The organism is Pseudomonas sp. D8002, assembly GCF_013385695.1.
Taxonomy (GTDB): Bacteria; Pseudomonadota; Gammaproteobacteria; order Pseudomonadales; family Pseudomonadaceae; genus Aquipseudomonas.
The window spans coordinates 31,108-44,941 of the sequence record NZ_JACAPM010000020.1 but is presented as its reverse complement, the minus strand read 5'-3'; the positions used below and the strand labels follow the sequence as shown (position 1 = coordinate 44,941).

The 13,834-nt window shown below is 60.7% G+C and carries 11 protein-coding genes; all 11 read left to right on the top strand.

What is annotated here, in order from left to right:
* The first annotated feature begins 207 nt into the window (after positions 1-207).
* Positions 208-1,488 (top strand): alkane 1-monooxygenase, encoded by a 1,281-nt coding sequence (locus HX807_RS11890; protein ID WP_102369301.1) that lies wholly within the window; start codon positions 208-210, stop codon positions 1,486-1,488.
* Between the two features lie 147 nt (positions 1,489-1,635).
* Entirely contained in the window at positions 1,636-2,130 is a 495-nt protein-coding gene (gene praA / locus HX807_RS11885; protein ID WP_177019417.1) for an alkane oxidation protein activator PraA, read from the top strand.
* A 131-nt stretch (positions 2,131-2,261) separates the two neighbouring features.
* Positions 2,262-2,777: an alkane oxidation protein activator PraB gene (praB, locus tag HX807_RS11880; protein ID WP_008437145.1), complete on the top strand. Its 516-nt coding sequence runs from the start codon at positions 2,262-2,264 to the stop codon at positions 2,775-2,777.
* 148 nt (positions 2,778-2,925) lie between these two features.
* A complete protein-coding gene (gene praB / locus HX807_RS11875) occupies positions 2,926-3,441 on the top strand; it encodes an alkane oxidation protein activator PraB (protein WP_087694131.1) in 516 nt (171 codons plus the stop codon).
* A 103-nt stretch (positions 3,442-3,544) separates the two neighbouring features.
* Positions 3,545-4,039, top strand: a complete 495-nt coding sequence (locus HX807_RS11870) for a hypothetical protein (RefSeq protein WP_008437146.1) — start codon at positions 3,545-3,547, stop codon at positions 4,037-4,039.
* Positions 4,040-4,146: 107 nt separating this feature from the next.
* Positions 4,147-5,589: an outer membrane protein transport protein gene (locus HX807_RS11865; protein ID WP_008437147.1), complete on the top strand. Its 1,443-nt coding sequence runs from the start codon at positions 4,147-4,149 to the stop codon at positions 5,587-5,589.
* 262 nt (positions 5,590-5,851) lie between these two features.
* Positions 5,852-8,389, top strand: coding sequence for an acyl-CoA dehydrogenase (locus HX807_RS11860; protein ID WP_008437148.1), 2,538 nt, complete (start codon positions 5,852-5,854; stop codon positions 8,387-8,389).
* 160 nt (positions 8,390-8,549) lie between these two features.
* Positions 8,550-9,893: a 3-oxoacyl-ACP reductase gene (locus tag HX807_RS11855; protein ID WP_177050055.1), complete on the top strand. Its 1,344-nt coding sequence runs from the start codon at positions 8,550-8,552 to the stop codon at positions 9,891-9,893.
* Positions 9,894-9,895: 2 nt separating this feature from the next.
* Entirely contained in the window at positions 9,896-10,786 is an 891-nt protein-coding gene (locus HX807_RS11850; RefSeq protein ID WP_087694128.1) for a MaoC/PaaZ C-terminal domain-containing protein, read from the top strand.
* A complete protein-coding gene (locus HX807_RS11845; RefSeq protein WP_177050053.1) occupies positions 10,783-12,081 on the top strand; it encodes an acetyl-CoA C-acetyltransferase in 1,299 nt (432 codons plus the stop codon). Before HX807_RS11850 ends, HX807_RS11845 begins: the two co-directional genes overlap by 4 nt.
* Before the next feature lie 31 nt (positions 12,082-12,112).
* Complete coding sequence (locus HX807_RS11840) at positions 12,113-13,816, top strand: AMP-binding protein (RefSeq protein ID WP_008437152.1); 1,704 nt, start codon at positions 12,113-12,115, stop codon at positions 13,814-13,816.
* Positions 13,817-13,834: the final 18 nt, after the last annotated feature.

Sequence of the window (13,834 nt, the reverse complement as noted above, 5' to 3'; positions counted from 1 at the left end):
TGACGACCTAACGATTCCGCGCTATTTATTTAAAAAAATTATTTCAATGTCTAATTTGAAACAATTTTTGAAATGCCTAAGAGCGAATAAAATAATGAAAAAAACGCCTTTTATCGCATGGTTGAATTCTCGGGGCAGTCACCGCTCCGTGTACCTGTCCAGTGTTGATTTTTGCTCCCTGCCTGCCTGCGTCGTGCGGAGGCTGCCATGAATCAGACCCTGGCTGCCCCGAACGTCTGGACCGACGGCAAGCGCCACCTGTGGTGGCTCGGCATCATGCCCCTGGCAACCCCAATTCTCTCTGGTGCCCTGGCCATCACTACCGGCGTGCAACAACTGTGGTGGGTCGGTGTGCTGGTGATCTTCGGCCTGATCCCGCTGATCGACGGCCTGCTGGGTGAAGACGTCAGCAACCCGCCCGAGTCCGCCGTCAGCAACCTCGAATCCCAAAGCTACTACCGCTGGATCGTCTACACCGGCGTGCTGTTTGTCATCTCATCCCTGGTGGTCACCGGGTGGCTGGCCGCAGGCGGTATCGACTGGATTATCAATGGCGGCCTGTTGCATGCCACCGCCACCCTGGACCCGTCGAGCTGGCTGGCGAAAACCGCCGCGTTCATCACCGCGCGCACCGAGCTGCATGGCCAGGTGAGCTGGTTCACCTACCTGGGCATGGCAATGTCCACTGGCGCTGCCACCGGCATCGCCATCAACACCGCCCATGAGCTGGGGCACAAGCCGCGCCTGCTGGAAGTCGTGCTGGCCAAGATCACCCTGGCGCCGACCTTCTACGGGCACTTCTACACCGAACACAACCGTGGCCACCACGTGCGCGTCGCCACCCCGGAAGACCCGGCCAGTTCGCGGTTGGGGGAGAGCTTCTGGGCCTTCCTGCCGCGCTCGGTATGGTTCAGCGCCCGCTCGGCGTGGAACCTGGAGCGTGAACGCCTGCGCAAACTCGGCCTGCCGGCCTGGCACTGGAAGAACGCCGTACTCAGCGCCTGGATGTACAGCGTGGTGTTGTGGGGCGCGATGATTGCCTGGCTGGGCGCGGCAGTGATTCCATTCCTGATCATCCAGGGCATCTACGGTTTCTCGCTGCTGGAAGTGGTGAACTATGTCGAGCACTACGGCCTGAAACGCCAGAAGTTGCCCAACGGTCGTTATGAGCGTTGCTCGCCACGGCATTCCTGGAACAGTAATCGGATTGTCACCAATATCTTTCTGTTCCAACTGCAGCGGCACTCCGACCATCACGCCAACCCAACCAGAAGTTATCAGTCACTGCGTCATTTTGATGAATCGCCGCAACTTCCATACGGTTATGCCAGCATGATTGTCTGGGCGTATGTACCGTACTTGTGGCGACGACGCATGGATCACCGGGTACTTAATCATTACGCCGGGGATATTACCCTGACCAATCTTCAACCTTCACAGCGTTTGAAGTACCTGGAGAAGTACAGCAACACCACCAGACCCTTCTAACGAAAGCAGTCAGTTGTAGGGCGTACTCGGGATCTGTGTATCGCGCAGGTTTTCATCGCCCAGGCTTTACCGGTTTCCAGTACGGCTTAGTTGCAAGACAGTTGTTTGACCCGAACAAAAAATAAAATGAAGGGAAGGACGTACACCATGCAAAACCCTGCCAAGTTCACCACGCACATTGTATTGGCCGCGCTGGGCCTGATCGTTTACCACCAGGCCCAGGCCGCCCGTATCGAACCTGCCGGCAGCGCGTTTACTGCCCAGGGCCCCATCAGCTTTTCCAAAGGCGCGCTGATCAGCGCGGATTGCACCATCAAGGTCGCCGGCAAAGTGGCGGCGGATGGGTCGTCAGTAAATGTCGACAAAGTTGAGTTCGACGGCGGCCTCAAGTGCAGCCGGGTCGAAGCCATCAACTTGCCGTGGGTATTGGTGGCTAAAGATACCAGGAGCGGCTCGATGTCGAAGATCGCCGTGGATGTGCATGCCTTTGGTTTGGGCGGCAAGTGCGGGCCTTCTACTGCCGATGGAACCTGGGATAACGCCACCGGCAAGCTGGAAGCGTCGAATGTGCCTATCGGCGAAGACTGCAAGATCAAGACGGTGTCGATCAAGATGCCGCCGAGTTTCAAAGTTGTTGAGTAACAGTGGGATGTTGTAGCGGTAATTGAATTGAAATTTGGCTGGAAAGGGAAGTTCTGCAGATTCACCGTGACCTCTCGATCATGGCCATTACCCCTGGCGAAATGACTCGCCATAACATGTGAGGAAAAATAATGAAAAGCTTGAAAACCCTCGTGTCTTTGACTGCTTTGACTGTTTGCATGGGTGCTGCTTCGATGGCCAGTGCGGCGTCTTTCAGCCCTATTGGTGCAAGCATCACCGCTAACGGCAGCATTACGGTCAAATCGCCGTCGTCGTTTCAGCAGCCAGTGACTTGCAACATTCTTTTCCAGGGTGTTGTTAACGCCGATGGTACTGCCAATATCAATAGCGCCACCGTATCGGGTTCCAACAGCCTGTGCGCATTGCCCAAGATGACTAACCTGCCATGGAAACTATCGGCTACCTCCGTTACTGCGGGTACCGTGACCAACGTTGGCTACACCATCGCAGGTGCACCGCCAATCATTCCTGCCACCAACTGCGGCCCGACCACTATTGCCGTGGGCCTGGCGTCAACTGCCAGCCCAGCTTCCAGCACGATCACTGCAACCAACCAGACGCTGACCGGCAGTTGCACCGTGGTGTCGCTGAGCCTCACCGCACCGGGTGCCGTGGTAATTCCTTGATAGGCGTACTCCGTAAAAAGGGTTGATCACCCCGATGGAAGGCAGGCGCCTCGCGAGAGGCGCTTGTTCAGGGATGGACAGCCAACGGATCGGCTGACAACACCGTTCATTGCGCTTGGTGAATACGTCACCAGACAGGTGGAAAAACATGGAAAGCTTGAAAACGTTCGTGGGTGCTACTGCTGTTGCAATGTGCATTTGTGCGGCTTCGATGGCCAACGCGGCGTCTTTCATTCCTGCCGACCAATCATTTACCACCGTTAACGGCACCCTGACGCTGAAGTCGCCGTCTTCGATGAGGACACCTGTAACGTGTAATATCCAGTTTGTTGGGCGGGTATCCCACGATGGTTCCACGGCAAGTCTGACCAGTGTTTATATCGCCGGCAGCAACGCCCTGTGTGCCATGTATCGTGTCAGTAACTTGCCATGGGTATTGAGTCCAACAGCCAGTGCTTTCGGCGCATTATCTAATGTCAGTTTCACTGTGGCGAGCCTTCCGCCAATCATTCCTGGTACTAACTGCGGTCCTGCAACTATTAGCGTTTCTCTCTTCAATAACACCGATGGCTTAAATCTTTATGCAATCAATCAGGTACTTCCCGGTAGCTGTGAAGTTGTGTCGATGCGCTTCGCAATGCCATACCTGATGATAAATCCTTGATAAACGAATTTTGATCGGCTTGCGCCTCAGGCGAGGTGTCTGGCCATGTAACTGATGCCGGCGGAGCCGGTGGATAACAATAAAAAGTCTGGGGACTAAGACAATGCAAAGCCTTACCACACGTATTTCTCTAACTGCGCTGCTGCTTGGCCTGGCATTCACATCCTCAATGACCCACGCGGCATCGTTTGCCCAGGCGGGCGCCGCATTTACTGCCACTGGCTCGATCTCTACCGCAGTAAAACTTTTGGTATGGACACCCGTCCCTTGCACAGTCGCGCTGACCGGAAAGGTCGCTTCCGACGGTTCAAGTGCGACCATCACCGGTGCCACTTTTACGGGCAACGCACTGTGCGGAGTTTCCGGGCCGCTTAATCTGCCGTGGACCCTCGTACCGACGAATGCCAGCACCGCAACACTTTCAGGTTTCGCCGAGAAGTTCTTCTCCGACACGTGCGCGTCTCCAAGTACGTTGACCACGCAATGGAGTGCTGCTGATAACACCTTTAGCCTCCTTAGCCCTCACACCGTAAGCGACAGCTGCCGAATCACGGCATTCAGTTTCAAGCCTTCGCCAGTCCTCACTATTAGTCCTTGAACTTGATCATCAGATCAAAGGTTGAAATATGCCCCTGAACGGGCAAACGAAGCAGCAAGACGAGCCGGCTCGAGCAGGCTCAGTTTGATAACAATAAGGAGTGCCGCATGAATAATAAAAAACAACAGGTGCAGGCTGTATTGGGGCTCGCATTGCTGGGGGGGCTGATGATTACCGCTCCGGCGCAGGCAGGTGGTTTTGCTACCCCGACCTATGGCGCGCAGGGCTGGGGCCGTGCCTTTGGTGGTGGTTCGCTGTTCAAGGATGACCCTTCAGCTGCGTACAACAACCCGGCTGCCATGGCATTTATTGATCACACTATCGTGCAGCAAACCGTCGATTACGCCCGCGTCAATATCAAGTACAAGGGCAGTGCTTACGACTACAAGGGAGATCCGAGCAGTTCCAGCGTCATTGATCCGTTGACAGGTATACCTACCTCAACCCCGCGCACAGGCAACGGCGGCGAAGCAGGCTTCACCGCTTGGCTGCCTACCGGCTTTGCGGTGATTCCGCTCAATGACCGTTTTGCGCTCGGCTTTAGCGCTGTTGTCCCTCAAGGCATGAAAAGTACCTGGGACCCGGATTGGAAGGGTCGCGACTTCGCCGTCGACACCAAGATCGAAACGGTAGGTGTGACGGGCTCGCTGTCGTTCAAGGTCAACGACCAGTTCTCCATTGGTGGTGGCGCCATCGTGCAGCACAGTAGTGGCTTCGTCAGCCAGAACGTCGACCTGCTGGCAGCGGCGGCCTTGTCGCCAGGATTGGGCGGTGCACCCTTTCCTTCAGGGGTTGGGCATGCCTTGATGCGGGTCAAGGTAGATAACACCTCTGTCGGCTGGTTTGCCGGCGTGGTCTGGAAGCCGACGCTGCAGGATACTGTTGGCCTGAACTACCACGCCAAGATCAAGAACAAGCTGGAGGGTAACTACAATATCTATGCCGATGACGGCTCCAGAAGCCTGATGACCGATATCAACCCTGCTTTCGGCAAAACCCTGGTAGAGCAGGCGTACCCGGGCCTGCATCTGTACCCGGATGGCGCCAACGCCTCAACCCAGCTGGATATTCCGGCCAATGCCGCGATTGATTGGGTGCACGTGTTCAACGACCGCTTCACCCTGGGTGTCAGCGCCATGTGGACGCAATGGTCTTCGTTCAAGGACCTGACCCTGAAGTCCGACGGCAGCACCATCGTGTCGATTCCCTACAAGTACCGTGACGTCTGGATGCTGTCGGTGGGCGGTGACTACAAACTCACCGACGACTGGACCGTGCGTGCCGGTGTCGCCAATGACCAGACTCCAACCCGTAACTCCACACGTGACCCACGTATTCCTGACGGTGACCGCTGGTTTGCTTCCCTGGGCCTGAGCTACGCCGTAAGAGCTATTCCGGGGCTGACCCTGGACGGTGCGTACTCCCGGCAGTTTGTGGAAGAGGTCAAGTTGAAGACGCAGAACGTCGATCGTCTCGGCGGCGCACGCCTGGATGGCAAGGTCGACAGCAAAGGGGAGGTGGTCAGCTTATCAGCGACTTACGCGTTCTGATCGCGTGCAGTGAAGTGAATTGACTAGCCGATAAAGGAGGGCGGCAAGCGCATCTTGCTGCTCTTCCGGCATTTCTCACGTGTTCCCTTTGATCCATCAGGCTGACTTGCTCAGCCCTTGATTTTTTCGTCCAAGCATTAAATAAAAATTTCAAAACAAAATTTGAATTTATCTTTTCAAGTTTGTAGTGTGGCTTTACGTCACAGGTCATTCCGATCTGCCCGGGCGTTGGCCGTACCCTGAATTGAGTAGAGGTATCCCCATGGTTATCTGGTTATTGGCGGGACTCGCAGCAGCGATTGCCCTGGCGTATCGACAAGCCGCTGCCACCCTCTGGCTGGGTGCCGGCCTGGTCTGGCTGGCGGCCGGTTACCTGTTCAACGCAGTCGCCGGTTTCGGCGCCGGCGTGGTGGCGGTGCTGGTGGTGTTGCCCGCGCTGCTGCTGACGATCAAACCCCTGCGCCGCACCCTGTTGACCAGCAAGGCCCTGGGCCTTTTTCGCGGCATCATGCCGGCGATGTCCGACACCGAGCGTGCTGCCATCGAGTCCGGAACCGTGTGGTGGGACGCCGAGCTGTTCAGCGGCAAACCGCGCTGGGAACGCCTGCTGCAAGCCGCACCCGCCAGCCTCAGCGCTGAAGAACAGGCTTTCCTCGACAACGAAGTGGAGACCCTGTGCGACATGTCCAACGACTGGGAAACCACCCAGGTCTGGCAAGACATGTCCCCCGAAGGCTGGCAGTACACCAAGGATGCCGGCTTCCTCGGCATGATCATTCCCAAGCAGTACGGCGGCAAAGGCTTCTCTCACTATGCGCATTCGCAAGTGGTGATGAAGCTCTCGACCCGCTGCTCGGCGGCGGCGATTTCAGTGATGGTGCCCAACTCCCTGGGCCCGGCCGAACTGCTGCTGCACTACGGCACCGACGCCCAGCGCAACTACTACCTGCCACGCCTGGCACGGGGCGAAGACATCCCGTGCTTCGCCCTGACCAGCCCGTATGCCGGCTCCGACGCCGGCGCGATTCCAGACTTGGGCATCGTCTGCAAGGGCATGCACGAAGGTGAGGAAGTGCTGGGTTTCCGTGTGACCTGGGACAAGCGCTACATCACCCTCGGCCCAATCGCCACCGTGCTCGGCCTGGCCTTCCGCGCCGAAGACCCGGACGGTCTGCTCGGCCAGCCGGGTTCCCTGGGCATCACCTGCGCGTTGATCCCCACCACCCATCCGGGGGTGAACAGCGGCCGGCGTCACTGGCCACTCAATGCCGTATTCCAGAATGGCCCGACCACCGGCAAGGATGTGTTTATCCCGCTGGAATGGGTGATCGGCGGCCGCGAGCAAGTCGGCAACGGCTGGCGGATGTTGATGGAATGCTTGGCGGCTGGCCGGGCGATTTCCCTGCCGTCGGCCAACGTCGGCCTGGGCAAGGTGGCTGTGCGCGGCACCACCGCTTATGCGGCGATGCGCAAGCAATTCGGCCTGCCCATCGGCAAGTTCGAAGGCGTGCAGGCGCCCCTGGCGCGCATGGCCGGGCATTTGTATGCCTGCGACGCGGTGCGCAAGGTCTCGGTGGCGTCACTGGATGCCGGTGAAAAACCCTCGGTGATCTCGGCCATCGCCAAATACCACGTTACCGAGCGGGCGCGGATCATCGTCAACGACGGCATGGACATCGTGGCCGGCAAGGGCATCTGCATGGGGCCCAACAACTTCCTCGCCCGGGCCTACCAGCAAAGCCCCATCGCCATCACGGTGGAAGGCGCGAACATCATGACTCGCTGCCTGATCATCTACGGCCAGGGCCTGATCCGCTGCCATCCGTATGTGTTCCGCGAGATGGAAGCGGCGCGCAATACGGACCGGCGCAAGGCCCTGGTGGACTTCGACAGCGCGATGTTCGGTCACCTGAGCTTCGTGCTGGCCAATACCGTGCGTGCCGCAGTGTATTCGCTGACGGGCGGACGGCTGATTTCCGTGCCGGGCAAGACCGATCCGGCGTTGGCGTCCTACTACCGCCAGGCCAATCGGCTGTCGGTGGTGTTGGCGTTGATCTCGGACATTTCCATGGGCGTGCTGGGCGGTGCCCTCAAGCGCAAGGAAAGCATCACCGGGCGGCTGGGGGACATTCTGTCCCAGCTGTACATCCTGTCCTGCGTGCTCAAGCGTTTTGAGGATGATGGCCGGCCACAGGCAGATTTGCCGCTGGTGCATTGGGCGGCCCAGGACGCGTTGCTGCGCGCCCATGAGGCCCTGGCCGAAGTGCTCGACAACTACCCGTCGAAAGCCGCGGCGGCGGTGGTGCGTGGCTTGACGTTCCCGTTCGGTATTCCACAGCGCAAACCGTCGGATCGCCTGTTGGCGCAAGTGGCGGAGCTGGTGCAGGTGCCGGGGGAAACCCGCGACCGCTTGCTGGGCAATTCCTACATTCCTCGGCCGGAAATCGACAAGCTGGCTTACGGCGAGCTGGCCTTGCGCCTGTTGCCGCAAGTGGAGCTGATCGAGGCGCGGCTCAAGGGGGCGATCAAGCAAGGCCTGATCGAGCCAATGCCGATTTCCAGTGCGGCGTTTACTCCGTGGCGAGTCAAGGCGCGGGCGCTGGACCTGATCAGCGAGGAAGACGACAGCTTGCTCGCGCGCTATGTGGAATATGGCGATCACGCGATCCAGGTGGACGACTTCCCGCAGGACTTCGGTTTGCTGGAAGCCTTGCAACAGCGCCAGCAGGCGCTGGAACAGGCCGCCAAACCGAGCGCAAGACGCCGCGCCAACCAAGGCGAAAACGCGCCGGTCAACTGACTGGAACTGGAGGAACACGACCCCTGTAGGAGCTGGCTTGCCTGCGATAGCGTTGGTTCAGTGCCAGATGTGTTGGCTGACACACCGCAATCGCAGGCAAGCCAGCTCCTACAAGGATCGGGTTTCCATGGCAACACCGTGTTTGTGAGTGAATTTATCCATGAGTGACAGCTACCTCTCTTTCGTCAATTCCCCCTGGGGAGCCTGGTTGGCCCGCACTGCCGGGCTGCCCCAACCCCTGGCATTGCAACGTCACCGCAGCGGCCAGCAAGGCCTGGCCAACCCGGTAATCGTCGCGGGGGTAGGGCGCCTGGGGGCGCAAATCCAGCGCATCTTCACCGCCACCGATACAGTGACCGCCACCGCTGCGACCCTCAAGGCGCCCTCCACGGTCAAGGTCCAGGGCGCGGTGTTCGACGCCAGCGACATCGCCGACCTCAAGCAGTTGGACGAGCTCTACGAATTCTTCCACGCCAACGCCAGGCGCCTTGGGCAGCACGCCCGGGTGGTGGTGCTCGGCACCGCGCCGGAGCAGTGCAAGGACCTGCCCCAGGCCATTGCCCAGCGTGCCCTTGAGGGCCTGGTGCGTTCGTTGGCCAAGGAGTTGCGCCGGGCGATCACCGTGCAGTTGATCTACGTCGCACCGGGTGCCGAGGACGGGCTGGAAAGCAGCCTGCGGTTCTTCCTGTCGCGGCGCTCGGCCTATGTCTCGGGGCAGGTGGTGCGCCTCGAAAAAACCGTCGATAGCCCAACCGAAATCAACTGGGACAAACCCCTCGGCGGCCGCCGTGCCCTGGTCACCGGCGCCTCCCGTGGCATCGGCCTGGCAATCGCCCAGGTGCTGGCCCGCGATGGAGCCCATGTGGTCTGCGTGGATGTGCCCCAGGCCCAGGATTCGCTGCAACAGGCGGCCGGCAGTGTCGCAGGCACCGCACTGGCGCTGGACATCACCGCCACCGATGCCGCGCAGCAGTTGCACGCCCATGTCAGCCAACACGGTGCATTCGACGTGGTGGTGCACAACGCCGGGATTACCCGCGACAAGACCATCGCCAAGATGACTGAGACCGCGTGGCGCAGCGTACTGGCGGTCAACCTGGAAGCACCGTTGCATCTGAGCACGGCGCTGCTGGAAAGCCAGGGCCTGAATCCGGGCGGGCGGATCGTGTGTGTCTCATCGATTTCCGGTATCGCCGGCAACCTCGGGCAAAGCAACTACGCCACCTCCAAGGCCGGGGTGATCGGCCTGGTACAAGGCCTGGCCCCGCAGGCGGCGGCGCAGCAAGTGACGGTGAATGCCGTGGCACCGGGCTTTATCGAAACCCAGATGACCGCGAAGATCCCGCTGATGATTCGCGAAGCGGGGCGGCGGATGAACTCGATGTCCCAGGGCGGGCAACCCATCGACGTGGCAGAAACCATCGCCTGGCTGGCGCATCCGGCATCCGGCGGGGTCAATGGCCAGGTGGTGCGGGTCTGCGGCCAAAGCCTGTTGGGAGCCTGAGCATGGACTATGTGACGCAGATTATTGACCCGCCGCCCTCGCGCTCGCGGCTGTTGCTGGACGGGGTATTGGGGCTGCGCAAACCGAAGCTGGAAGGCGAGCCGACGTTGCCGAAAGAACGCCTGGTGCGTTCGGCCGTCGAGCTGTCTGCCCAAGGGATCGCGGCTTACGGTCGGGCCTGTGGTTTCCGCCATGAGCAAGGCGTGCCGCTGTCCTATCCCCATGTGCTGGCGTTCCCCTTGCACCTGATGCTGCTGACCCGCCCGAGTTTCCCGTACCCGGCCAGCGGCATGGTGCATTTGGCCAATCGCATCCGCCAGCATCGACGGCTGGAGGCGGGCCAGGCCTTGCGCCTGGAGGTGTATTGCGAACGCTGGGTCGCCCATCCCAAGGGCCAGGCCCTGAGCATCGCCACCCGTGGCTACAGCGCGGGCGCCCTGATATGGGAGAGCGACAGCCTGTACCTGCGCCGTGACGTAAACGCGCCGGTTGGCGAGCCGTGGGACGACGCGTTGCCCTTGCAGGAAGAAGGTTTGCTGCGCACTCAACGCTGGGTGCTGCCGGCGGATCTGGGGCGGCGTTTCGCCAGGGTCTCGGGGGATTTCAATCCGATTCACACCTCGGTGATTGGCGCCAAACTCTTCGGCTTTCGCCGGGCCATCGCCCACGGCATGTGGACCCTTGGCCGCGCCCTGGCCGCCCAGCAACCCCCCGGCGGACTGGACCAGGCCGAGGCCCATTGCGACTTCAAGCTGCCGATCTTCCTGCCCGGCCAGGTGGCGCTGTGGAACGTTCCGCCAACCGGCCCGCGCCGTGAGTTTGAAGTGCGTAATTTCGCCGGTGACAAACCCCATATGCGTGGGCTGTTTATCTGGAATGAGACCGATCGATGAGTGACTACAGTTTCAACCCGGCCCCGACGCGCCGCGTGGCGATTATCGGCGGCAACCGTATCCCGTTCGCCCGCTCCAACACTGTGTACGCCCATGGCAGCAACCAGGATCTGCTGGTCGCCGCCCTGCAAGGCCTGGTGGACCGCTACAACCTTCACGGCCTGCGCCTGGGCGAGTTTGCCGCGGGTGCGGTGATCAAGCATTCCCGGGATTTCAACCTGGCCCGGGAAAGCCTGCTGTCTACCACACTGTCTCCCGAAACCCCGGCCTACGACCTGCAACAAGCCTGCGGCACCGGCCTGGAAGCGGCGTTGCTGGTGGCCAACAAGATCGCCCTTGGGCAGATCGAAGTGGGCGTTGCCGGTGGTTCCGACACCACCTCCGACGCGCCCATCGGCATCAACGAGTCCCTGCGCCGCACCTTGCTTTCAGCCAACCGCGCCAAGGGCACCGGCGCCAGGTTGAAGGCCTTGATGGGGGTGCGCCCGTCGATGTTTTTCAAGCCGCTGCTGCCGCGCAATGGCGAGCCGCGCACCGGCTTGTCCATGGGTGAACACTGCGAGGAAATGGCCAAGCGCTGGCAGATCAAGCGCCTGGCCCAGGACGAGTTGACCCTCACCAGCCACCAGCGGCTGGATGCGGCGTACAAGCAGGGTTTCTTCGATGATTTGATCAGCCCGTATCGCGGCCTGGCCCGGGACAACAACCTGCGGGCCGACGCCAGCCTGGAGAAACTTGCCGGCCTGTCACCGGCCTACGACCGCCAGAACGGCACGCTCACCGCCGGCAACTCCACGCCCCTGACTGACGGCGCGTCGGTGGTGCTGCTGGCCAGCGAGGAATGGGCCGCCGAGCGCGGCTTGCCCGTATTGGCGTACCTGCGAACCGGTGAAACCGCTGCGGTGAATTTCGTCGACGGCACCGAAGGCCTGCTGATGGCGCCGGCCTACGCCGTGCCACGCATGCTCAAGCGCGAGGGCCTGACGTTCGCCGACTTCGATCTGTTCGAGATCCACGAAGCCTTCGCCGCCCAGGTGCTGTGCACCCTCAAGGCCTGGGAAGACCCGGATTACTGCCGCGACCGCCTGGGCCTCGACGCGCCGCTGGGCAGCATCGACCGCAGCAAGATGAACGTCAACGGCGGCTCCCTCGGCTGCGGCCACCCCTTCGCCGCCACCGGTGGCCGGCAACTCGCGGCACTGGCCAAGGCGATCCACCAGCGTGGCGGCGGCCGCGGCCTGATTTCGATCTGCGCGGCGGGTGGGTTGGGCATTACCGCTATCGTCGAAAAGTAGTTCCCACCATAAAAACAACAAGGAGACTGCCATGAACGCTGTAAGCCTGGAACAGACCGAACGCCTCTGGTTGAACGCTTACCTGCCCGGCGTACCGGCAGACATCGACGCCGGCATCGAGGATTACCCGTCGTTGCGCGAGGTGTTCCTGGAGCACCTGCACAAATTCCGCGACCGCGTGGCCTACGTCAGCATCGGCACCGAAATGACCTACGCCGACTGGGAGGTGCAGGGCATCGCCTTTGCTGCGTGGCTGCAAGCCCAGGGTGTGAAGAAGGGCGACCGGGTGGCGCTGATGATGCCCAACTGCTTGCAGTACCCGATCTGCCTGCTGGGCACGATCCTCGCGGGTGCGGTGGTGGTCAACGTCAACCCGCTGTACACCGCCCGGGAGCTGCAGCATTTGCTCAAGGACAGTGGCGCAGAGACCCTGGTGATCTTCGAAAACTTCGCCCACACCCTGGAGAAAGTGGTGGCCGCCAGTACCGTCAAACGTGTGGTGATCGCGGCCATCGGTGACCTGCTCGGCACCTTCAAGGGCGCGGCGATGAACTTCATCCTGCGCAGCGTGCAGAAGCAGGTGCCGCGTTTCAACCTGCCGGGGGCCGTGCGTTTCAACCAGGTGTTGAAACAGGGACGCGGGCAAACCCATCTCGCCGTGCCGATGAACCGCGAAGACCTGGCCTTCCTGCAATACACCGGCGGCACTACCGGCGATGCCAAGGGCGTCATGCTCAGCCATCGCAATATCATCGCCAACCTGTTGCAGGCCAAGGCGTGGGTCGGTGATCAGCTCGATCAGAACCAGCAGGAAACCAACGTCACCCTGCTGCCGCTGTACCACATCTTTTCCCTGACGGTGAACTGCCTGATGTTCATGTGCCTGGGCGGGCGCAACATCCTGATCGCCAACCCACGGGATGTGAAGCGGGTGCAGATGATCCTGCGCAAGGAGCGTTTCAACGGGATTGCCGGGGTGAATACGCTGTTCAACGGCCTGCTGGAAAACAAGGAATTCTGCGCCCGGGATTTTTCCGATTTGCGCATGGTGATCGCCGGCGGCATGGCCACCCATACCGCTGTGGCCAAGCGCTGGAAGGAAGTCACCGGCTTGCCGATCATCGAAGGCTACGGCCTCACTGAATGTTCGCCGGTGGTGAGCATCAGCCCCATCGACATCTCACGCATGCGCGAGATGGAATTCACCGGCAGTATCGGCGTGCCGTTGCCGTCGACCTGGGTGCGGTTCATTCGTGAGGACGGTGAGTTGGCGGAACTGGGCGAGCAGGGCGAACTGCAAGTACGCGGCCCGCAGGTGATGCAGGGTTACTGGAAACGCCCGGCGGAAACCGCCGAGGTGCTGGATGCCGAAGGGTGGCTGTCTACCGGGGACATCGGGGTGATGAATGAGCAGGGCTTCATCCGCCTGGTGGACCGCAAGAAAGACATGATCCTGGTGTCCGGGTTCAACGTGTACCCCAACGAGATCGAAGACGTGGTGGCGTTGCATCCGGGCGTGGCGGAAGTGGCGGCGATCGGGGTTGAGGATGGGGTGACCGGCGAGCGGGTCAAAATCATCGTGGTGCGCAAGGACCCAAGTTTGACCCAGGAGCAGATTCTGGCGCATTGCCGGGAGTATTTGACGGGGTACAAGGTGCCGCGGTTTGTCGAGTTTCGTACGCAGGAGTTGCCCAAGACGACGGTGGGCAAGGTGTTGCGCCGGGCACTGCGCTAAGCCTTACGATCGTTCCCA

Excerpts from the sequence above, each read along its gene's own strand:
- HX807_RS11890 (WP_102369301.1), top strand. The coding sequence starts at position 208 with ATGAATCAGACCCTGGCTGCCCCGAACGTCTGGACCGACGGCAAGCGC.
- praA (WP_177019417.1), top strand. The coding sequence starts at position 1,636 with ATGCAAAACCCTGCCAAGTTCACCACGCACATTGTATTGGCCGCGCTG.
- praB (WP_008437145.1), top strand. The coding sequence starts at position 2,262 with ATGAAAAGCTTGAAAACCCTCGTGTCTTTGACTGCTTTGACTGTTTGC.
- praB (WP_087694131.1), top strand. The coding sequence starts at position 2,926 with ATGGAAAGCTTGAAAACGTTCGTGGGTGCTACTGCTGTTGCAATGTGC.
- HX807_RS11870 (WP_008437146.1), top strand. The coding sequence starts at position 3,545 with ATGCAAAGCCTTACCACACGTATTTCTCTAACTGCGCTGCTGCTTGGC.
- HX807_RS11865 (WP_008437147.1), top strand. The coding sequence starts at position 4,147 with ATGAATAATAAAAAACAACAGGTGCAGGCTGTATTGGGGCTCGCATTG.
- HX807_RS11860 (WP_008437148.1), top strand. The coding sequence starts at position 5,852 with ATGGTTATCTGGTTATTGGCGGGACTCGCAGCAGCGATTGCCCTGGCG.
- HX807_RS11855 (WP_177050055.1), top strand. The coding sequence starts at position 8,550 with ATGAGTGACAGCTACCTCTCTTTCGTCAATTCCCCCTGGGGAGCCTGG.
- HX807_RS11850 (WP_087694128.1), top strand. The coding sequence starts at position 9,896 with ATGGACTATGTGACGCAGATTATTGACCCGCCGCCCTCGCGCTCGCGG.
- HX807_RS11845 (WP_177050053.1), top strand. The coding sequence starts at position 10,783 with ATGAGTGACTACAGTTTCAACCCGGCCCCGACGCGCCGCGTGGCGATT.
- HX807_RS11840 (WP_008437152.1), top strand. The coding sequence starts at position 12,113 with ATGAACGCTGTAAGCCTGGAACAGACCGAACGCCTCTGGTTGAACGCT.